Raw genomic sequence first — 20,049 nt, 5'->3', positions numbered from 1 at the left:
TATCTGTCGGGTCTTTTGCAAGGGATTCCGTTGACTTTGGTCCTACTCACAACTGATTCAGTCGTCCTGGCGGGTTCAGGCTGATGATCCCGGCAGGTATGGGGTTACTCTTGGGCGCGTGTGAGCAGGGTCCCTGCGCACCCGCGTGAGGTTCACCCGGATACCGCAAGGTGACGGCATCCTCCCGCGCTGTCAGGACCGGCGTACGACCACTGGGACGAAAGTCAAGGAGACTGGGGACATGAGCGAACTGCGGACCCTGCGCAATTTCATCGACGGCAAGTTCGTCGACGCGGCCGACGGCCGGACCCTGGACGTGATCGACCCCGCCACCGGCGAGGTCTACGCGACCTCTCCGCTGTCCCGCGAGGCGGACGTCGACGCGGCCATGCAGGCGGCCGCGAACGCCTTCGAGTCCTGGAGCGAGACCACGCCGTCCGAGCGCCAGCTGGCGCTGCTCAAGATCGCCGACGCGATCGAGAAGCGCGCCGAGGAGTTCGTCGCCGCGGAGTCGCGCAACACCGGCAAGCCGCGCGGCCTGACCGCGTCCGAAGAGGTCCCCCCGATGGTGGACCAGATCCGCTTCTTCGCGGGCGCCGCGCGCATGCTGGAGGGCAAGTCGGCGGGCGAGTACATGGCCGGCCACACCTCCTTCGTACGCCGCGAGCCGGTCGGCGTCTGCGCCCAGGTGGCGCCGTGGAACTACCCGATGCTCATGGCCGTGTGGAAGTTCGCGCCGGCCATCGCCGCGGGCAACTGCGTCGTGCTCAAGCCGTCGGACACCACCCCGGAGTCCACCGTGCTGCTCGCCGAGGTCATGGGCGAGATCCTCCCGCCCGGCGTCTTCAACGTCATCTGCGGCGACCGCGAGACCGGCAGCCTGATGGTCCAGCACAAGATCCCGGCGATGGCCTCCATCACCGGCTCGGTGCGGGCCGGCATGGCGGTCGCCGAGACCGCGTCGCGCGACCTCAAGCGCGTGCACCTGGAGCTCGGCGGCAAGGCCCCCGTCCTGGTGTTCGAGGACGCCGACATCGACGGCGCGGTCGAGGGCATCTCGGGCGCCGGCTACTTCAACGCCGGCCAGGACTGCACCGCGGCCACCCGGGTGCTGGTGCACGAGAGCATCCACGACGAGTTCGTCGCCAAGCTGGCGGCCGCCGCGTCCGCGCTCAAGACCGCGGGCCCCGAGGTCGAGGACGCCGACTTCGGCCCGGTCAACAACGCCAACCAGCTCGCCCAGGTCACCGGCTTCATCGAGCGGCTCCCGGAGCACGCCAAGGTCGAGGCGGGCGGCCACCGGGTCGGCGAGAAGGGCTACTTCTACGCCGCCACCGTCGTCTCCGGCCTGAACCAGGACGACGAGATCGTCCAGAACGAGGTCTTCGGCCCGGTCATCACCGTGCAGAAGTTCGCCGACGAGGCCGAGGCCCTGGAGAACGCCAACGACGTGCAGTACGCGCTGGCCTCCTCGGTGTGGACCAAGGACCACGCCCGCGCGATGCGCCTGTCGAAGAAGCTCGACTTCGGCTGCGTGTGGATCAACACCCACATCCCGCTGGTCGCCGAGATGCCGCACGGCGGCTTCAAGCACTCCGGCTACGGCAAGGACCTGTCGGCGTACGGCTTCGAGGACTACACGCGCATCAAGCACGTGATGTCCGCCATCGAGGGCTGATCCCGCAGGATTCCCGCAGGATCCGCACGGGTCCCCGCAGCACCACCGATGCCCGCTCCGGCCGCCAGGCCGGGGCGGGCATCGCCGTGCCCGGGGGCGATCCAGGCTGTCAAGGGGACCGGCGCAGAGCTGACAGCGTGTGTGTTGTCCCAGGTCAGGGCCCGCAGGGAGGATGCACGAGGTCCAACATCGAAGGAGCTCCGCCCATGATCCGCAACCGCGCTGCTGTGCCCACCTCGCGGATCGGCGGAAAGGGCTTCGACCGGCGGACGCTGCTGCGCGGCGGCGGCGCCCTCGCCGCGGCCGGCACCCTGGCCGCCTGCGGCGTGCCGTCCGCATACGTCCCCGAGGACAAGCGCACCGGCGTCGACAAGAGCGAGGACGACAAGAGCGTCCGCTTCTCCAACTGGGCGCTCTACATCGACGTCGACGAGGACGACGAGGAGAAGCACCCCACTCTCGACGCGTTCACCGAGAAGACCGGCATCGAGGTCAGGTACACCGAGGAGATCAACGACAACGACGAGTTCTTCGGCAAGATCCACCCCGCCATCCAGGCGGGCAAGGAGCCGGGCCGCGACCTCATCGTCATCTCCGACTGGATGTGCACCCGCTTCGTGGGCCTGGGCTGGGTGCAGACCCTGGACCAGAAGAACCTGCCGAACGTGCGCGCCAACCTCGCCGAGTCGCTGCGCAGCCCCGGCTACGACCCGGAGCGCAAGCACACCGTGCCGTGGGCGAGCGGCATCACCGGCATCGCGTACAACAAGAAGCTGGTCGGCCGCGAGATCAAGCACGTGAGCGACCTGTGGGCCAAGGACCTCGCGGGCCGCGTGACGCTCTTCTCCGGCTTCATGGAGGCCGTCACCCTGCTGATGATCGGCGAGGGCGCGGACGTCACCAAGTTCACCGAGCAGGACGTGGACAAGGTCATGGAGCGCGTCCAGAAGCTCGTCGACAACAAGCACATCCGCAGCTTCACCGGCAACGACTACACCTCGGGCCTGGCCTCCGGCGACGTGCTGGCCTGCATGGCGTACTCCGGCGACGTGCTGCAGCTGCAGCTCGACAACCCCGACATCGAGTTCGTGGTGCCCGAGGAGGGCGCCGAGCTCTGGTCGGAGAATCTGATGATCCCCAACCGGGCGTCCCACAAGGCCAACGCCGAGGCCCTGATGGACTTCTACTACGACCCGGAGATCGCCGCCGAGCTGGCCGCGTCCGTGCAGTACATCTGCCCGGTGCCGGCCGCGCGCGAGATCATCGCCAAGAACGAGGACGAAGAGATCGCCGGGCTCGCCGAGAACGAGCTGATGTTCCCGAGCGACGAGACCCAGGCCCGGCTGCACACCATGCGCGAGGTCGGCGTGGACGAGAGCCGCGGGTGGGAGAAGACCTGGGGCGGCATCATCGGCCTCTGAGGCCGCCGGGCCCGACGGGGCGGCCGAGGGCCGCCGGGCCGCCCGTCACCGGTCCTTGAGGACCTCGTCCTCGTTCTCACCGGGCGGCTCGCCGTCGAATTCCTCGGCCCGCGTGCCGGTGGCGTCCCCCGCAGTACGCAGGGCCAGCTGCGGGAAGGCCATCACCGAGATCATCCCCGCGCCGACCAGCGCGGCGGCCTTGCCGGAGCTCAAGTACCCGTTCTCCACCGCGATGTTGGTGATCACGACCACGAGCGGCAGCGCGGTCGAGGCGAACAGGGCCAGCTCGCGCCGCCGCCCGGCCACCTCGCCGCGACCCGCGAGCACGAACGTCGGAAGGCCGCGGACCAGCAGGAACAGCACCAGGAACAACGGGATCAGGGCCAGCAGCCCGGGCTTGTCGAGCAGCGCGTCCAGGTCGAACTTCACGCCGCTCATCACAAAGAAGATCGGGATGAAGAAGCCGAAGCCGATGCCGTCCAGCTTCGCCGAGATCGTCTCCACCAGATCGCCGGGCGCGTGCCACAGGGACAGGCGCAGCACCAGTCCGGCAGTGAATGCGCCCATCAGGTTGTCCAGTTCGAGCTCGTCGGCGAACCAGACCAGCAGCACCATGATGACCATGGCGAGGCGTACCGCCAGCTGACCGCTGGAATGCAGCGTCTTGACCACCAGCCGGTCCAGCCAGCGCGGATTGGGCCTGACCGCGAGCAGCAGCGCGACCGCGGCGAGGATCGCGAACACCGCCAGCGCCGCCACCGTCGCCCCTGGATGCCGGCCGCTCAGCAGCAGCGCGATGGCCACGATCGGGGCGAACTCGCCGACCGTGCCGATCGCCATGATGTTCGCCCCCAGCGGCGTGGGCAGCAGCCCGGCGTCCCGCACGATCGGCAGGATCGTGCCCAATGCGGTCGTGGTCAGGGCCAGGCCGATGGCGACCCCGGCCATGGTCTCGCCGCCTACTGCCACCGTCATCAGCAGGCCCGCGCCGAGTCCGAGCACCAGCGAGGCGCCCCAGCCCACGGCCGCCGACGTCAGCGGCCGGCCCTTGATGCGCGGCACGTCGATCTCGTAGCCGGCCAGGAACATCAGCATGACCAGCCCGAACTCGGACAGGTCGTTGACGATGTCGCCGTTACGGCCGATCCAGCCCAGCAGCGCGGGCCCGGCCAGCACCCCGAGCAGGATCTCGACCACCACGGTCGGCACCGGGATCCAGCGCGCGCACGCCGCGGTGGCCATCGGCGCGAGGGCCACCAGCACCACGACCACGACCAGATCGGCGGTGTCGCTCATCGAACCTCCCCCACCCGTCCGACGGTCGGACGACTGGCGATCATACGTAAGAAATCCGACAAATCACCGCAGCCTCGCGGGTTGCTCCGGCAGGCCGCGGCGGCGACCGCCCGGCACGGCCCGCTGCCGCCGCTCGATAAGCTCAGGGCCCATGACCAGCACCCCCGGCACCCCCGAACAGCCCATCCCCGCGCCTGCCGACGACGAGCGGACCTGGGACGTCGTGGTCGTCGGAGCGGGCCCCGCGGGCGCCACCGCGGCCCTCGCCGCCGCCGAGGCGGGCCGCAGCGTGCTGCTGGTCGAGAAGGCCGTCCTGCCCCGCTACAAGACCTGCGGCGGCGGCATCATCGGCCCCTCCGCGGACGCGCTGCCGCGCGACTTCCGGCCGCCGCTCAAGGGCTACGTGCACACCGTCGACTTCACCGTCCGCGGCCGCTGGCACCGCTCCCGGCAACTGCGCTCCCGCGCCCCGCTGTTCGCCCTGGTCAACCGCCCCGAATTCGACGCCGCCCTGGTCGGCGCGGCCCGTGCGGCCGGCGCCGAGATCCGCCAGGACACCACCGTCCAGCGCATCGACCAGGACGCCGACACCGCGGTCCTCACCCTCGCCGACGGCAGCACCCTGCGCGCCCGCGCCCTGGTCGGCGCCGACGGCAGCGCGGGCCGCAGCAGCGCGTACGTCGGCGTCTCCTTCGCCCAGGTCGACCTCGGCCTCGAAGCCGAGATCCCGGTCCCGCGCGAGGTCGCCGACCACTGGCGCGGCCGCGTCCTCATCGACTGGGGCCCGGTGCCCGGCTCGTACGCCTGGGTCTTCCCCAAGGACGACGTGCTCACCGTCGGCGTCATCTGCGCCCGCGGCAACGGCGAGGCCACCCGCGCCTACCTCCGCGACTTCATCGCGAGCCAGGCCCTCTCCGGCTTCCGCCCGCACCTCACCTCAGGCCACCTCACCCGCTGCCGCACCGACGAATCCCCGCTCGCCCGCGGCCGCGTCCTCGTCGCCGGCGACGCCGCGGGCCTCCTCGAACCCTGGACCCGCGAAGGCATCTCCTTCGCCCTCCGCAGCGGCCGCGCGGCCGGCGAATCCGCCGCCCGCATCGCGGCCGCCGCCACCGACGCCGACGTCAAGGAAGCCGCCGAGGCGTACCGCACCCGCATCGAGAGCACCCTCGGCCGCGAAATGCGCGCCGGCCGCCTCATGCTCGCCGCCTTCGAACGCCGCCCCGCGGTCTTCCACACCGCCATCGCCACCGTCCCCAAGGCCTGGTCCGCCTTCCGCAACATCGTGCGCGGCACCAAGACCCTCGCCGACTACGTCGACCGCCCCGCCGTCAAAAAGGCCCTCACCCGCCTCGCCCGCTGACCGCGGCACGAGTCGGGCGAGGGCCCGTCACTCACTGGCCGGCGAACAGATCCTCGGCCTCGCCGACGGACAGCGCACGGTCCAGCCACGCATCCAGGACCTCGCTCCGCCCGCCCGGCGACGACCCCTTCTTCGCGCCCTTCCTCGCGTCCCTGCGCGAGGCTCTCGCGAATGGTCCTGCCGATGAGCGTGTCCCGATGCGGGAAGTAGTCGCGCACGGTCATGAGGTTCCTCCAGATCTTGCTCGCCGGCGTATCGGTCAGACCGATGTCCAGGAATTGCCCGAAGTACTTGGCCGTATCGTCGTCCGCGGCCGCCAGCGCCTCGGCACCAAGATCTCGAAGACCGGCCTGAGGAGCTCAGGCCGTTCCTGGAAGATCCGGTGCGACGCCTCGTGTTTCGAGGTGACCATGGGCGGAACGCTAGGTCTGGGTAAGCCAGTTCGCGAGGATTCGGGCTGGAGTTCACCCCTGCGAATGGTTTTACTTCGGGACGAACTCGGACACGGCGAAAAGGGGGCAGGGATGCGCGACGTGGTGATCGGGACGCTGGGGATCGTGCTCGGGCTGGTGCTCAAGCTGTACGCAGGCGACGTGGACCTGCCGGGGATCGCGCTCGACAAGCTCGGGCTCATCCTGGTCGCGGTCGGCGCGCTCGACCTGCTCTTCGGCATCTTCCGCATCGCGACCAAGTCCCGCAGGCAGGCTGCCTGATACCGGAGCGGAGACGGAAAAGTGCGGGTCGCCAGGGTTGGTTGGCGACCCGCACTGTTTTCGACCGTCCGCTGTCCGTCAGGCGGTCGAGCCTTCCGACGCCTCGCGCAGGACCTGCGCCTGGGCGCGCAATCTGGCCGCGCCGACGAGGCCGAAGCCGAGGATCAGCAGGCCCAGTGCACCGCCTGCCATGGACAGGATCGACGGGGCCGCACCGGTCTTGGGCAGTGCGGTCGGCGTGACGGGGTCGTTGCCCCCGTTGGAGCCGCTGCCCGTACCGCCGTTGCCGCCCGTACCGCCGGCCGAGGTCGCCTTGGGGGTGACCGTGAAGCTGATGACGTTCGGGTCGTTGCTGCTGCCGAAGACGAACCGCAGCGGGCCGTCCTGGCCGAGCACCACGCTCAGGTTCTTCGCGCCCGCGGGCACGACGATGACGCAGAACGTGGAGACGTCGATCTCTTCGATCACCGGCAGGCGCGCCGGGGCCGCACGGCCGGCCTGGCCGCCGCCGGAGCCCGCACCGCGCTCCAGTGCGGGCAGGTAGCGCACCTGGGCGTTCCAGGAGCGCGATTCGCCCGGCTTGAGGGACGGCAGCGTACAGCGGTAGCTGTCCCGCCAGCCCTCGCCGATGGCCGGTGCGCTGACGCAGCCGGGCACCGCCAGGATCTGGAGCTTGTTGGTGCTGAACGCGTAGACGTCACGGGCCGGTTGGGTCTTGTTCGTGGTGTTGGACACCGTGAACGGGATGGTCCCGACACCGTTCGCGTCGAACGTGATCTTGCGGCTGATGCCCACGCCGTAGCTGCGCACGATGGCGGAGGGCATCGCCGTGGCCGGCCCCGTGGTGGGGGCGCCCGTGGTCGGACCGGTGGGTCCGGTGGGAGTGGCCGTGGTCGGTGCCGTGGTCGGCGTCGTGGTCGCCGTCGGCGAGGTGTTCGGACTCGTCGTACGGGTCGACGGCGTGTACGTGGGCGTGGTGGGCCCGGTCGACGGCCGTGTCGTACGCGTGCTCGGGCTTTCGCCGCCGGGGGTCTCCCCGCCCGGGTTCTCCCCGCCGGGGCTTTCGCCGCCGGGATTCTCGCCCCCGGGGTTCTCGCCCCCGGGGCTGCTCGTGGTGGACGGCCCGCCCGGCTGGGTGCCGGTGGCGGTGCGCGTGTAGCCGCCGTGGTGGTGCCCCCCGGGCCTGCCGTCGCCGCCGGTATGCGCGAACGCGAGCCCCGCCTGCAGCGTCAGCGCCAGGCCGACCGGGAAGGCGACAATGACTGCTGCCCTTTTGACCGATTCTGATCGGAAATTGCGTGGGATGGCCACGCGTAGCCCCCTAGGAAGGATTGGCCGGATATTGGATCTTGTTTTTCCCCACCCATATCCAATGGCCGTGTCGCTTTGTTTTACCATGGACCGCCGGGAATTCTGACGGACTCCCGGGAGCGGTATCGCCCGAAACCGGGATGGGCCGCATACCGGGGAGTGGGGGCGGGATGCCGCGCGGGCAGGAGCACGCCGAGAGAGGCCACGTGGTCGGTGGCCGGTATCGGCTGGTCAGCGTCATCGGGAGCGGAGGGATGGGTACCGTCTGGCGGGCCCACGACGAGCTCCTGGACCGGCCGGTGGCGGCCAAGGTGCTCAATGTGGTTTTCGGCCACCATTCCGAGGACCAGAACCGGCGTGAGCGGTCGCTTCGCGAGGCGCGCGCCACGGCGCGCATCAACCATCCGAATGTGGTGCGGGTCTACGACTATGTCGAGGACGACGATCGTCTGTGGATCGTCATGGAACTTCTCGCCGCTCGTTCCCTTGATGCGGTTTTGGACGAAGACGGCCCGCTGACTCCGCAGGACGCGGCAGCCATAGGCGTGCAAATCGCCCGGGCCCTGCGGGTGGTCCACGAGCACGGCGTGCTGCACCGCGACGTGAAGCCCGGCAACGTGATGATCGAGGCCGACGGGCACGCCGTCCTCACCGACTTCGGCATCGCCGCGCTGGAGGGCAGCACCGGCCTCACCGGCACCGGGGCGATCGTCGGCTCGCCGGAGTTCATGGCCCCCGAGCGCATCGAGAGCGACAGCCCGGGCCCCGCATCCGACCTGTGGTCGCTGGGTGTCACGCTGTGCGCCGCGGTCACCGGCAGCTCGCCGTTCCGCCGCTCCACGCCGGTCGCCACGCTCGCCGCGATCGTCATCGCGGAACCCGAAGTACCGGACGCCACGGGTCCGTTGGAGCCGCTGGTGCGCGCCCTCTTCGCGCGCGACCCGGAGGCCCGCCCGGACGCCGCCGCGGTGATGGCCGGCCTGCAGACCGTGCTCGACGCCGAGGCCAGGCGGCACAGCAACGACCCCACCCGGGAGGTCGTCGCCCTCGCCGCGGACGCCCCGACCTGGCAGCTCGAACCGGGGGCCGTGGCCGGCGGCGCCGCTCCCGAGGCCGCCGCGTCCGGCACCGCCGCACCGGCGCAGGCGCCGGAACTCGACGAGTCCGCGGGGCCCGGCGCACCCGGTGACGGCACTCAGGACCTGCGCACGGTCCTGAACCCGGCGGCCCAGCAGGCGCCCGCCGCACCGCGCGGCGAGGACGCCACCGCTTCGCTGCTGATGCCCGCCGCCCGACCGCCGGTCGGGCCCCCGCCCGGGCAGGTGACCGAGGAACTGCCCCGCGTACCGGCCCCGCCGCCCCGCGACGAGGTACCGGTGACGCTGTCGCCGATGCCGGGGGACACCACCCCCGCCACCGTCCTGCCGGGCACCGCGACGCCGACCCGCGAGGTCGGCCCGCCGGCCGCGCGCCCGTGGTGGCGGAAGCCCGTCGTGGTGGGGCCGAGCGCGGCCGCGGTCGTCGCGGCGATCGTGATCGGCGCCGTGCTGGCGTCCGGCGGGGGCGACGACGACAAGGCGAAGAACCAGGCGCAGACCGGGAGTTCCGTCTCGGCATCGCAGGACCCGACGGACGGCGCCGGGCCGAGTGCCTCCGCAGGCCCGCCGACCAGCGCACCGGCCACCCAGGCACCGAAGGCCCCCGTCTACCCAGCCGAGGCCACGGTCGTCGCCGCGGCGCCGATCCCGGTCGCCACCGCGGACGAGAAGCGCTTCGCCTGGCCGGTGCCCCAAGGCTGGCGGCGCAACGAGCAGGACGGCGTGGTGCGCTACGACGCCCCGAGCCCGCCGTCGATGCTGGCCGCGCGCACCGCCTTCAAGCAGACCGACGACCTGCTGGAGCAGTGGCGTCCGCAGGAGCAGCGGTCGGTCGCGGTGTTCTCCGGCTACAAGCTGATCCGCTTCGAGGAGCGCACGATCCGCGGCAACCCCGGCGTGGTGTGGGAGTACACCTGGACCGAGGGCGGCGACGAACTCCACGCCGTGCTCACCGCGTTCATCGAGAACGGCCTGTACGTCGAGGTCGACGTCCGGAGCAACGCGGCCAACTGGGAGCGCGACCAGGCGCTGTTCTTCTGGGCGCTGCAGAACCTCAAGCTGGCCGGCGGCTGAGCCAGGGCAGGGGGCGCAGGGGGCGGACAGGCGGCCGCTGAGACTGCCGGCCGCCCCGGCTCAGCGCCGCAGCGCTTCCAGTCCCAGCAGTGCGACATGCAGGGACAGGCAGCTCTCCACCTGGTCCAGATCCACCGACAGCACCCGCTCGATGCGGTGCAGGCGTTCGTAGAACGACGGCCGCGACAGGTGTGCGGCGTCCGCCGCCGCCGACTTGTTGCGGCCGTGCTCCAGGTAGATGCCGAGCATCTGCACCAACTGCGTTCCGTGCTGCGCGTCGTACGCCAGCAGCGGGCCCAACTCGCGCTCCACGTACGTCTGCAGCCGCGCATCGTCGCGCAGCAGGTGCAGCAGGCCGCGCAACCGCACGTCGGGCAGCCGGTAGAACGCCGCCCCGCCGCCCTGGTGCACCGCGGCGTCCGCGACCTGGGTGGCCTCGAGGAGTGACCGCCGCGCATCGCGCACCGCGCCGACCGACGAGCCGACCGCGATGACGATGTCCGCGGCCAAGTCCGGGGCGAGCTTGCGCAGCGCGGCCGAGAAGCCCTCGAGGGCGGCGTCCTCGGTGTCCTGCGCGTTGAGCGCGACCAGCAGCCCGACGCTGTCGTCGTCGAGCCCGCCGACCAGCGCGGCGAGCCGCCGCTCGCGGACCGCGGCCGCCGCGGTCTCGGTGAAGTCGCGCAGCCGGGCCTGGGATTCCAGGGCCGCCGGGGTCACCCCGCGGCGCAGCCGCAGCACCACGCCGACCAGCCGCCGCCCCTCCAGCTGCACGCCCAGCGCGCGGGCCCGCAGCGTCACCTCGGCGACCGTGTACGAGTGCGTCAGGATGCCGGACAGCAGCGTCCGGTGGGTCTGCCGCTCCAGCGTCTCGCGGTCGCGCACCACCAGCCGGTTCAGCGCCAGCGTGGACGCCGCGCGCTCCAGCAGCATGGTCTGCTGCGGCGGCGGGTTGCCGCCGTCGCCGACCAGGATCAGCCGGCCCCAGTCGTGCCCGCGCGCGCCGACCATGGTGACCAGCCAGCCGGCCCGCTCGTCGAAGCCGGTCCGGGCGCCGAGGCGCACCTGCCGGGAGCGGTCCTCCCAGTGGTCGAGGAGCGACTCGGCGCGCACCCCGGCGGCGTCGTACGCGAGCACCTGGTGGGCGAGGTTCTCCAGCACCACCGGGCGGCCGGACATGCGGGACGCCTGGCGCACCACGTCGGCCGGCTCGGCGCCCTCCACGGCCAGTTCGTTGAACGCCTGGTGCACCGCCTCGGAGGCCTGCAGCTCGGCCAGCTGGGCGTCGATGATCAGCCCGTGCACGGCCTCGGTGATGCCCACGAAGTGCGTCTCGTGGCGCAGCGTGACGACCGGGAGGCCGGCCTGCTCGGCGGCCGCGACCAGGGCCCGGGGGAGCTGGTCGGCGTACCGCCGGCCGAGCTCGATGACCAGGCCCGCCGCGTCCACGTCCACCAGGTCGCGGACGTAGCGCTGCAGTCCCTCGCGCTCCTCGGGCAGCGCGATGCCGGTGGCCAGGACCAGCTCGCCGCCGCGCAGCAGCCGGGCGGCGTCCGGGATCTCGCTGATGTGCACCCAGCGGACCGGTCGGGACAGCCCGCGCTCGCCCGCGACCACCTGGGGCATTCCGCGGCGCACGGCATCGAGGGCCACTACGTCGGCGACCGTGGGAAACACTGGCTGACCTCCCCAACCTGTAAATGCGCATCGGCGCACCGCTTCCATCGTGACAGGTTTCGCCCGACACACGACGGCAGGGCCGAACGGCTGCGGGTCCCCCAAAACAGACAGGGCACCTTTGCCGATGTGTAAAGCCACTGGGCTCTGGCCTGTCGCCGTGGCAGTTGCGGCACCTGGTGTCGGCGCGGCATCGTCCTACGCTGACGCGGTAGACGCGCCGATCCGATGGATACCTCAGCCAGAATGGCAGCAGACGACGGATTCCATCGCAAACAACGGCCGATTCTGTGGAGACCATCCGTCCGGGTGGCATCTCGACAGCGCATCACAGCGCAACGCAGTTCCGGCCGTGCATCCCGCAAGATTGTGGGGGAACGCGCACGTCGGGACTGCCGGACCGCCGCAGTCCGCCGGAACCGGGGCAGCTCCGAGCTGCTTCGAGCAGAAGTGCCAGTGGAGGGCCGAATGCAGGACTTCGCCGAGGGTCACCAGTTCATCGGGGGCCGCCTGCGCCCCGGATCGTCCGGTGAGACGTTCGACGTCACCAACCCCGCGAACGGACAGGTCGTCGAGACCGTCACCCTGGCGGACACCGCCGATGTGGATGCCGCGGTAGCGAGTGCGTCGGCGGCGTTCCCGGAGTGGTCGAAGGCCGCTCCGGCGGACCGCGCGGGCGCCCTGAACCGCCTCGCCGCGGTGCTCGAGGAGCGCGCCGAGGACTTCGCGCGCGCCGAGACCGCGCAGGCCGGCAAGCCGATCAAGCTGACCCGCGAGTTCGACGTGCCCGGCACGATCGACAACGTCTCGTACTTCGCCGGTGCCGCGCGCAACCTCGAGGGCAAGGCGTCCGCCGAGTACAGCGCCGACCACACCTCGTCGATCCGCCGCGAGGCGATCGGCGTCGTCGGCTCCATCGCGCCGTGGAACTACCCGCTGCAGATGGCCGCCTGGAAGATCCTCCCGGCCATCGCCGCGGGCAACACGATCGTCCTCAAGCCGGCCGAGATCACCCCGCTGACCTCGCTGATGTTCGCCCAGGCGTGCACCGACGCGGGCATCCCCGACGGTGTCGTCAACGTGGTCACCGGCAAGGGCCGCACGGTCGGCGAGTACCTCATGGGCCACCGCGACGTGTCGATGATCTCGTTCACCGGCTCGACCGGCGTCGGCAAGCGCGTCGCCGAGGTCGCCATGGGCACCGTCAAGCGCATGCACCTCGAACTGGGCGGCAAGGCCCCGTTCGTGGTCTTCGACGACGCGGACCTGGACGCCGCAATCAACGGCGCGGTCGCCGCCTCGCTCATCAACTCCGGCCAGGACTGCACCGCGGCGACCCGCGCGTACGTCCAGCGCCCGCTCTTCGACGCGTTCGTCGAGGGCGTCGCGGAGCTGTACGCCGCGGTCCGGCACGGCGACACGATGGACCCGTCGACCGACAACGGCCCGCTCGTCTCGCGCCGCCAGCAGGAGTCGGTGGCCGGCTTCATCGACCGCGCCCGCGGCTACGGCGCCAAGATCGTGGTCGGCGGCGAGGCCCCCGGCGGCGCCCTGGCGGACGGCGCGTTCTACCGCCCGACCCTGGTCACCGGCGTGTCCCAGGACTCCGAGATCGTGCAGGACGAGATCTTCGGCCCGGTCCTGGTCGTGCTGCCCTTCGACAGCGACGAAGAGGGCATCCGCCTCGCCAACGACACGCCGTACGGCCTGGCCGCCTCGGCCTGGACCCGCGACGTGTTCCGGGCCGGCCGCGCCACCCGCGAGATCCAGGCGGGCTGCGTGTGGGTCAACGACCACATCCCGATCATCAGCGACATGCCGCACGGCGGCTACAAGGCCTCCGGCTTCGGCAAGGACATGTCGCAGTACTCGTTCGACGAGTACACGAACATCAAGCACGTGATGTACGACATCACCGCCGCCGCCAAGAAGGACTGGCACCGGACCATTTTTGGAGACCGGTAATCACACCCATCCGCCGCGGTCCGTGAGCGCGGCGGGCGGGCCGGCCGAGTCGTCTCCGAGCGACCTCGGCCGGCCCGCCCGCCGCACGGACCGCGGTACGTACCAAGGCGCTTGCCCGCCGCCCGGGAGCCGGGCGGCCGGCCGGTGCTGTCCAGAGGGAACATGAGCGAGCAGCAGCGGGCCGGCGCGTCCGGCGACGTCAACCTGGTGGGCCTGAGCAAGAGCTTCGGCAGCAACACCGTCGTCCAGCCCACGGATCTGACGATCCCCGCGGGCTCATTCTTCGCGGTCCTCGGCGCCTCCGGGTGCGGCAAGACGACCACGCTGCGGATGATCGCCGGCCTGGAGGAGCCGACCACCGGACAGGTGCTCATCGGCGGCCAGGACGTCACCGGTCTGCCGCCCTACAAGCGGCCGGTCAACACCGTTTTCCAGAACTACGCGCTGTTCCCGCACCTCAGCGTCGCGGAGAACGTCGCGTTCGGTCTGCGCCGCAAGGGCCGCAAGGACGTCGACGGCCCGGTCAAGGAGATGCTGGAGCTGGTCGAGCTCGGGCACCTGGGCGGCCGCAAGCCCGCTCAGCTCTCGGGCGGCCAGCAGCAGCGTGTCGCGGTGGCCCGGGCGCTCATCAACCACCCGCAGGTCCTGCTCCTGGACGAGCCGCTGGGCGCGCTCGACCTGAAGCTGCGCCGCCAGATGCAGCTCGAGCTCAAGCGCATCCAGACCGAGGTCGGCATCACCTTCGTGCACGTCACGCACGACCAGGAAGAGGCCATGACCATGGCCGACACCATCGCCGTCATGAACGGCGGGGTCGTCGAGCAACTCGGTTCGCCGGCCGACCTGTACGAGTCGCCGCGCACCAAGTTCGTGGCGAACTTCCTCGGCCAGTCCAATCTGCTGGACACCCGGATCACCGGCACCAGCGGCGGCTACCTGCTCATGGACGTGCACGGCACCCGCATGGCGCTCCCGGTCGACCGCACCGCCGCGCAGGGCGACCAGGTCGTCATGGGCATCCGCCCGGAGAAGATCGCCATCCAGCACGCCTCGGCGGCCGACTCGAACGGGAACCGGAACCGAATAGACGGCGGCGTCATCGTCGACTCCAGCTTCATCGGCGTCTCCACGCAGTACACCGTCCGCATGCCGTGGGCACAGGAGATCACCGTGTTCGAGCAGAACATGGAGCGCGACCACCGCCTCGTGCCCGGCGCGCCCGTCGTCCTGCACTGGAACCCGGACCACGGCTTCGGCCTCGCGCCCGAGCCCGCGACGGCATCGGCGGCGGTGAAGGCATGAACGCTCTCGCCCCCACCGGCGGCGGTGGCGGCGGCGGGACGGACGACCTGAAGGAGCCGCCGAAGCGCGGCCGCTGGGTCCCGTACGCCCTGCTCGCGCCCGGCATGATCTGGCTGGTCGTCTTCTTCCTGATCCCGATGCTGGTCCAGGGCGGCACCTCGCTCCAGACCGGCGGCCTGGAGAAGGGCTACGAGTTCACGTGGCACTTCTCCACTTACTGGGACGCGCTGCAGACGTACTACCCGCAGTTCCTGCGGTCCTTCGGGTACGCCGCGGCCGCGACGGTCATGTGCCTGGTCATCGGCTACCCGCTCGCGTACGCCATCGCCTTCAAGGCCGGCAAGTGGCGCGGCCTGTGGCTGGTCCTGGTCATCGCGCCGTTCTTCACCAGCTTCCTGGTCCGCACGCTGGCCTGGAAGACGATCCTGGCCGACAACGGCATCGTGGTCGACGTCCTCAACACGCTGCACTTCACCGACGTCACCGCGCTGCTCGGGCTGACCGAGGGCGACCGCGTGCTGGCCACGCCGCTCGCGGTGATCTGCGGTCTGACGTACAACTTCCTGCCGTTCATGGTGCTGCCGCTGTACGCCTCGCTGGAGCGCATCGACCCGCGCCTGCACGAGGCCGCGAACGACCTGTACGCGGACCCGAAGACGACCTTCCGCAAGGTCACCTTCCCGCTGTCGCTGCCCGGCGTGGTCTCCGGCACGCTGCTGACCTTCATCCCGGCGTCCGGCGACTACGTGAACGCCGCGTGGCTCGGCTCGCCGGACACCGGCATGGCGGGCAACGTGATCCAGACGCAGTTCCTGCGCGTCCTGGACTACCCGACCGCAGCCGCCCTGTCGTTCATCCTCATGCTGCTCATCGTGCTGATGGTGTCGGCGTACATCCGCAAGGCCGGGACGGAGGAACTCGTCTGATGACCGCGACCCTCACCCCGCAGACCGGCGGCTCGCACGCAGGCGGGTCGCACCGCCGGGCCACCCCGCCCGCGGCCCACCAGCTGTCCGCCCCGGCCCGCGCGCTGCGCTGGCTGCGCCGCAACGTCGTGACGCTGTTCGGCATCCTGGCGCTCGCGTACATGACGCTGCCGAACCTGGTCGTGCTGCTGTTCTCGTTCAACGACCCGAACGGCAAGTTCAACTACACCTGGAACGGCTTCACGCTCGACGCGTGGAAGGACCCGTTCGGCGTCGCGGGCATCAAGGACTCGCTGATCACCAGCCTGGAGATCGCCTTCCTGTCCACGCTGTTCGCGACCGTGCTCGGCACCGCCGTGGCGTTCGCGCTGGGCCGCTACCGCTTCCGCGGCCGCGGCCTGACCAACACGCTGCTGTTCGTGCCGATGTCGATGCCCGAGGTCGTCATGGGCGCCTCGCTCGGCACGCTGTTCCTCAACATGCGCATCTCGTTCGGCTTCTGGACGATCCTGATCGCGCACGTGATGTTCTGCCTCAGCTTCGTCGTCGTCGCGGTCAAGGCGCGCGTGCTGGGCATGGACCCCAAGCTGGAAGAGGCCGCGCAGGACCTGTACGCGTCCCCGACGCAGACCTTCCTGCGCGTCACCCTGCCGATCGCCGCCCCCGGCATCGGCGCCGGCGCCCTCCTCGCGTTCTCGCTGTCCTTCGACGACTTCGTCATCACGAACTTCAACTCGGGCGACACCGTCACCTTCCCGATGTTCGTGTGGGGCGCGGCGCAGCGGGGTACTCCGCCGCAGATCAACGTGATCGGGTCCGCGATGTTCTTCATCGCGATCGCGGTCGTCATCGTCGGCCAAGTGCGGACGAACCGCAGGAAGCAAAAGGCTTCCTGACAAGTAGGCAGTGCGAGCGGCCCGGCCTCTCCGGCCGGGCCGCACAAGAGAGGTTGTGGAAACCGATGGATCCCGCGAAGTCTCTGGATCCCACCCGGTCCCTCGCGGACGCGACGCCGGTCCCGTTCTGGCTCGACGACCCGGCCCGCCCGGCGGCGCTGCCCGCGCTGATCGGCGACGACCACGCCGACCTCGCGGTGGTCGGCGGCGGCTACTCGGGCCTGTGGACCGCGCTGATCGCCAAGGAGCGCAACCCCTCGCGCGACGTCGTGCTGATCGAGGGCCAGGAGATCGGCTGGGCGGCCTCGGGCCGCAACGGCGGTTTCTGCGCGGCCAGCCTCACGCACGGCTTCTGGAACGGCCTGGACCGCTGGCCGGACGACATCCGCCGCCTGGAGCAGCTCGGCGAGGAGAACCTCGACGAGATCGAGGCCGCGGTCAAGCGGTACGGCATCGACTGCGACTACCGCCGCACCGGCGAGCTCGCGGTGGCCACCCAGCAGTGGCAGGCCGACGAGCTGCGCGAAGGCGTCGCGATCATGCAGGAGCACGGCATCGACGCCGAGTTCCTGGACCGCGACCAGGTGCAGGCCGAGGTCCACTCGCCGACGTACCAGGCCGGCCTGTGGGACAAGAACGGCTGCGCGATCGTGAACCCGGCCAAGCTGGCCTGGGGCCTCAAGGCCGCATGCCTCAAGCTCGGCGTCCGCATCTACGAGCACACCCAGGCCACCGACCTGAAGGCGCACGGCGCCGGCATGGTGCTGACCACCGGCTACGGCAAGCTCTACGCGGGCCGCGTCGCGCTGGGCACCAACGTGTTCCCGAACCTGGTCAAGCGCCTGCGCTCGTTCGTCGTGCCGGTCTACGACTACGCGATGATGACCGAGCCGCTGAGCGAGGAGCAGCTCGACTCGATCGGCTGGAAGAACCGCCAGGGCATCGGCGACAGCGCCAACCACTTCCACTACTACCGGCTGTCCGCGGACAACCGGATCCTGTGGGGCGGCTACGACGCGGTCTACGACTTCAACCAGAAGGTCTCCGCCGACCACGACCAGCGGCCGGCCACCTTCGCCAAGCTCGCCGGGCACTTCTTCGAGACGTTCCCGCAGCTCGAAGGCCTGCGCTTCACGCACACGTGGGGCGGCGCGATCGACACGTGCAGCCGCTTCTCGGCGTTCTTCGGCACCGCGTACAAGGGCAAGGTCGCGTACGCGATGGGCTACACCGGCCTGGGCGTCGGCGCCACCCGCTTCGGCGCCGAGGTCATGCTCGACAAGCTGGACGGCCGTTCCACCGAGCGCACCGAGCTCAAGATGGTCAAGACCAAGCCGATCCCGTTCCCGCCGGAGCCGGTCCGCTGGGTCGGCATCGAGCTCACCCAGCGCGCGCTGACCCGCGCCGACGCCAACGGCGGCAAGCGCAACCTGTGGCTCAAGGCGCTCGACAAGGCCGGTATGGGCTTCGACAGCTGATCTGCGCTGCGCGTACCCCGCGCGGCGGTCACTCGTCAGGCGGCACCCGAAAGGGTGCCGCCTGACGGCTTTTTCCGGCTTGTCAGGGCATGCCGGGCGGCTCCGCACGACGACCTGTAAGGCTGTGCGCCGAACGGCCGACAGGGTGCAGGTTGAGTGCGGCCCCGCGGTTGATGAGACTGGCGTACGTAGGGGTGCGGTGCGCGGTTCGACCCGTTTGGTCCGCCCCGGCCCCGTACTCGAGTTCTTCGCCGCCGACGCGCATGTTCGGCGCCGTCACCGGAGGCCCTCACTTGAGCAAGCACATCACCCACTGGATCGGCGGCGCCGCCTGGACCGGCACCTCCGAGCGCCGCGGCGACATCTACAACCCCGCCACCGGCAAGGTGACCGGCACCGTCGACTTCGCCTCGGTCGCCGAGGTGGACGCTGCCGTGGGCGCCGCTGTCGAGGCCTTCGCGTCCTGGCGCAACGCGTCGCTCGCCAAGCGCTCGCAGGTGCTGTTCAAGTTCCGCGAGCTGCTCGACGCCAAGAAGGACGAGCTGGCCGCGATCATCGTCGAAGAGCACGGCAAGGTGCACTCCGACGCGCTCGGCGAGATCGCCCGCGGCCAGGAGGTCGTGGAGTTCGCGTGCGGCGTGCCGCAGCTGCAGAAGGGCGGCTTCTCGGAGCAGGCCTCGACCGGCATCGACGTCTACTCGATCCGCCAGCCGCTCGGCCCGGTCGCGATCATCTCGCCGTTCAACTTCCCGGCGATGGTCCCGATGTGGTTCTTCCCGCTCGCCATCGCGACCGGCAACACCGTCATCCTCAAGCCGTCCGAGAAGGACCCGTCGGCCGCGCAGTTCCTGGCCGAGCTGTGGAAGCAGGCCGGCCTGCCGGACGGCGTCTTCAACGTCGTGCACGGCGACAAGGTCTCGGTCGACCGCCTGCTCGAGCACCCGGACGTCAAGTCCGTGTCGTTCGTGGGCTCGACCCCGATCGCCAAGTACGTGTACGAGAACGGCACCCGCTACGGCAAGCGCGTGCAGGCCCTGGGCGGCGCCAAGAACCACATGCTGGTGCTCCCGGACGCCGACCTCGACCTGGTCGCCGACGCCGCGGTCAACGCCGGCTTCGGTGCCGCGGGCGAGCGCTGCATGGCCATCTCCGCGCTGGTCGCGGTCGAGCCGATCGCGGACGAGCTGATCGCCAAGATCAAGGAGCGCATCGCGGGCCTGCGCGTCGGCGCCGGCTGCAACGCCACCTCCGAGATGGGCCCGCTGGTCACCCGCCAGCACGCCGACAAGGTCATCTCGTACGTCGAGGCGGGCGTCAAGGAGGGTGCCGAGCTGGTCGTCGACGGCCGCCTGCACCCGATCGACGGCGACGACACCGCGGACGGCTTCTGGCTCGGTCCGACGCTGTTCGACAAGGTCACCCCGGAGATGTCCATCTACACGGACGAGATCTTCGGCCCGGTGCTGTCGGTCGTGCGCGTCGAGTCGTACGACGAGGGCCTGGCGCTCATCAACGCCAACCCGTACGGCAACGGCACCGCGATCTTCACGAACGACGGCGGCGCGGCCCGCAAGTTCCAGAACGAGGTCGAGGTCGGCATGGTCGGCATCAACGTGCCGATCCCGGTGCCGGTGGCCTACTACTCGTTCGGCGGCTGGAAGGCCTCGCTGTTCGGCGACACCCACGCGTACGGCGCCGAGGGCGTGCACTTCTTCACGCGCGGCAAGGTCGTCACGCAGCGCTGGCTCGACCCCTCGCACGGCGGCATCAACCTGGGCTTCCCGACCAACAGCTGATCACCGGTCGAGCGAGCCCGCGCAGTACTGCAGTACCCGCAGCTGATCCGCCTTCTGCG

15 protein-coding genes are annotated in these 20,049 nt (G+C 70.7%); 12 read left to right on the top strand and 3 right to left on the bottom strand.

The genetic code is table 11. The features are described from left to right. The first annotated feature begins 241 nt into the window (after positions 1 to 241). The gene (locus LZ495_RS25580) at positions 242 to 1,678 is read left to right on the top strand and encodes a gamma-aminobutyraldehyde dehydrogenase (protein WP_235055238.1); all 1,437 of its coding nucleotides are present in this window, start codon (positions 242 to 244) and stop codon (positions 1,676 to 1,678) included. A 206-nt stretch (positions 1,679 to 1,884) separates the two neighbouring features. After that, positions 1,885 to 3,099: a polyamine ABC transporter substrate-binding protein gene (locus tag LZ495_RS25575; RefSeq protein ID WP_235055237.1), complete on the top strand. Its 1,215-nt coding sequence runs from the start codon at positions 1,885 to 1,887 to the stop codon at positions 3,097 to 3,099. Between the two features lie 45 nt (positions 3,100 to 3,144). Here the strand turns inward: LZ495_RS25575 and LZ495_RS25570 are convergent, their stop codons facing one another. Next, on the bottom strand, positions 3,145 to 4,395 hold the full coding sequence (locus LZ495_RS25570) for a cation:proton antiporter (RefSeq protein ID WP_235055236.1): 1,251 nt from the start codon (positions 4,393 to 4,395) through the stop codon (positions 3,145 to 3,147). A 151-nt stretch (positions 4,396 to 4,546) separates the two neighbouring features. On the opposite strand from LZ495_RS25570, the gene LZ495_RS25565 reads away from it, so the two are divergent. Both LZ495_RS25565 and LZ495_RS25560 read left to right on the top strand, forming a co-directional pair. Further along, positions 4,547 to 5,758 carry a geranylgeranyl reductase family protein gene (locus LZ495_RS25565; RefSeq protein WP_235055235.1) on the top strand — a complete coding sequence of 404 codons (1,212 nt, stop codon included), beginning with the start codon at positions 4,547 to 4,549 and terminating at the stop codon, positions 5,756 to 5,758. A 524-nt stretch (positions 5,759 to 6,282) separates the two neighbouring features. Next, positions 6,283 to 6,471, top strand: a complete 189-nt coding sequence (locus LZ495_RS25560; protein WP_235055234.1) for a DUF5708 family protein — start codon at positions 6,283 to 6,285, stop codon at positions 6,469 to 6,471. A 78-nt stretch (positions 6,472 to 6,549) separates the two neighbouring features. On the opposite strand, the gene LZ495_RS25555 is transcribed toward LZ495_RS25560, so the two are convergent. Then, positions 6,550 to 7,281: a hypothetical protein gene (locus LZ495_RS25555; protein ID WP_235055233.1), complete on the bottom strand. Its 732-nt coding sequence runs from the start codon at positions 7,279 to 7,281 to the stop codon at positions 6,550 to 6,552. A 1-nt stretch (position 7,282) separates the two neighbouring features. Here LZ495_RS25555 and LZ495_RS25550 point away from each other — a divergent pair, with 1 nt between their 5' ends. Together LZ495_RS25550 and LZ495_RS25545 are read left to right on the top strand one after the other, a co-directional pair. Further along, entirely contained in the window at positions 7,283 to 7,630 is a 348-nt protein-coding gene (locus LZ495_RS25550; protein ID WP_235055232.1) for a hypothetical protein, read from the top strand. 292 nt (positions 7,631 to 7,922) lie between these two features. Beyond that, positions 7,923 to 9,953 carry a serine/threonine-protein kinase gene (locus LZ495_RS25545; protein ID WP_308268642.1) on the top strand — a complete coding sequence of 677 codons (2,031 nt, stop codon included), beginning with the start codon at positions 7,923 to 7,925 and terminating at the stop codon, positions 9,951 to 9,953. 60 nt (positions 9,954 to 10,013) lie between these two features. Here the strand turns inward: LZ495_RS25545 and LZ495_RS25540 are convergent, their stop codons facing one another. Then, positions 10,014 to 11,627: a PucR family transcriptional regulator gene (locus LZ495_RS25540; protein WP_235055230.1), complete on the bottom strand. Its 1,614-nt coding sequence runs from the start codon at positions 11,625 to 11,627 to the stop codon at positions 10,014 to 10,016. 468 nt (positions 11,628 to 12,095) lie between these two features. Between LZ495_RS25540 and LZ495_RS25535 the strand changes: the two genes are divergently transcribed. From LZ495_RS25535 to LZ495_RS25510, 6 genes are all read left to right on the top strand, one after another. Continuing rightward, positions 12,096 to 13,592, top strand: coding sequence for a gamma-aminobutyraldehyde dehydrogenase (locus tag LZ495_RS25535; protein WP_235055229.1), 1,497 nt, complete (start codon positions 12,096 to 12,098; stop codon positions 13,590 to 13,592). Positions 13,593 to 13,754: 162 nt separating this feature from the next. Next, a complete protein-coding gene (locus LZ495_RS25530) occupies positions 13,755 to 14,894 on the top strand; it encodes an ABC transporter ATP-binding protein (RefSeq protein ID WP_235055228.1) in 1,140 nt (379 codons plus the stop codon). Beyond that, positions 14,891 to 15,820 carry an ABC transporter permease gene (locus tag LZ495_RS25525; protein ID WP_235055227.1) on the top strand — a complete coding sequence of 310 codons (930 nt, stop codon included), beginning with the start codon at positions 14,891 to 14,893 and terminating at the stop codon, positions 15,818 to 15,820. The genes LZ495_RS25530 and LZ495_RS25525 overlap by 4 nt, the downstream gene beginning before the upstream one ends. Before the next feature lie 161 nt (positions 15,821 to 15,981). Further along, positions 15,982 to 16,716, top strand: coding sequence for an ABC transporter permease (locus tag LZ495_RS25520; protein ID WP_235055344.1), 735 nt, complete (start codon positions 15,982 to 15,984; stop codon positions 16,714 to 16,716). A gap of 65 nt (positions 16,717 to 16,781) precedes the next feature. After that, the gene (locus tag LZ495_RS25515) at positions 16,782 to 18,194 is read left to right on the top strand and encodes an NAD(P)/FAD-dependent oxidoreductase (protein ID WP_235055226.1); all 1,413 of its coding nucleotides are present in this window, start codon (positions 16,782 to 16,784) and stop codon (positions 18,192 to 18,194) included. A 263-nt stretch (positions 18,195 to 18,457) separates the two neighbouring features. Then, entirely contained in the window at positions 18,458 to 19,990 is a 1,533-nt protein-coding gene (locus tag LZ495_RS25510) for a CoA-acylating methylmalonate-semialdehyde dehydrogenase (protein WP_372498643.1), read from the top strand. The last annotated feature ends 59 nt before the right edge of the window (positions 19,991 to 20,049 follow it).

The organism is Yinghuangia soli (genome assembly GCF_021502675.1).
Taxonomy (GTDB): Bacteria; Actinomycetota; Actinomycetes; order Streptomycetales; family Streptomycetaceae; genus Yinghuangia; species Yinghuangia soli.
Note: the sequence above shows the minus strand (reverse complement) of the source record. Positions and strands in the feature narration are given on the sequence as shown.

Bases quoted from the DNA above. Each gene is read 5' to 3' on its own strand.
- LZ495_RS25580 (WP_235055238.1), top strand. From the start codon at position 242: ATGAGCGAACTGCGGACCCTGCGCAATTTCATCGACGGCAAGTTCGTC.
- LZ495_RS25575 (WP_235055237.1), top strand. From the start codon at position 1,885: ATGATCCGCAACCGCGCTGCTGTGCCCACCTCGCGGATCGGCGGAAAG.
- LZ495_RS25570 (WP_235055236.1), bottom strand. From the start codon at position 4,395: ATGAGCGACACCGCCGATCTGGTCGTGGTCGTGGTGCTGGTGGCCCTC.
- LZ495_RS25565 (WP_235055235.1), top strand. From the start codon at position 4,547: ATGACCAGCACCCCCGGCACCCCCGAACAGCCCATCCCCGCGCCTGCC.
- LZ495_RS25560 (WP_235055234.1), top strand. From the start codon at position 6,283: ATGCGCGACGTGGTGATCGGGACGCTGGGGATCGTGCTCGGGCTGGTG.
- LZ495_RS25550 (WP_235055232.1), top strand. From the start codon at position 7,283: ATGGCGGAGGGCATCGCCGTGGCCGGCCCCGTGGTGGGGGCGCCCGTG.
- LZ495_RS25545 (WP_308268642.1), top strand. From the start codon at position 7,923: ATGGGCCGCATACCGGGGAGTGGGGGCGGGATGCCGCGCGGGCAGGAG.
- LZ495_RS25535 (WP_235055229.1), top strand. From the start codon at position 12,096: ATGCAGGACTTCGCCGAGGGTCACCAGTTCATCGGGGGCCGCCTGCGC.
- LZ495_RS25530 (WP_235055228.1), top strand. From the start codon at position 13,755: ATGAGCGAGCAGCAGCGGGCCGGCGCGTCCGGCGACGTCAACCTGGTG.
- LZ495_RS25525 (WP_235055227.1), top strand. From the start codon at position 14,891: ATGAACGCTCTCGCCCCCACCGGCGGCGGTGGCGGCGGCGGGACGGAC.
- LZ495_RS25520 (WP_235055344.1), top strand. From the start codon at position 15,982: ATGACGCTGCCGAACCTGGTCGTGCTGCTGTTCTCGTTCAACGACCCG.
- LZ495_RS25515 (WP_235055226.1), top strand. From the start codon at position 16,782: ATGGATCCCGCGAAGTCTCTGGATCCCACCCGGTCCCTCGCGGACGCG.
- LZ495_RS25510 (WP_372498643.1), top strand. From the start codon at position 18,458: ATGTTCGGCGCCGTCACCGGAGGCCCTCACTTGAGCAAGCACATCACC.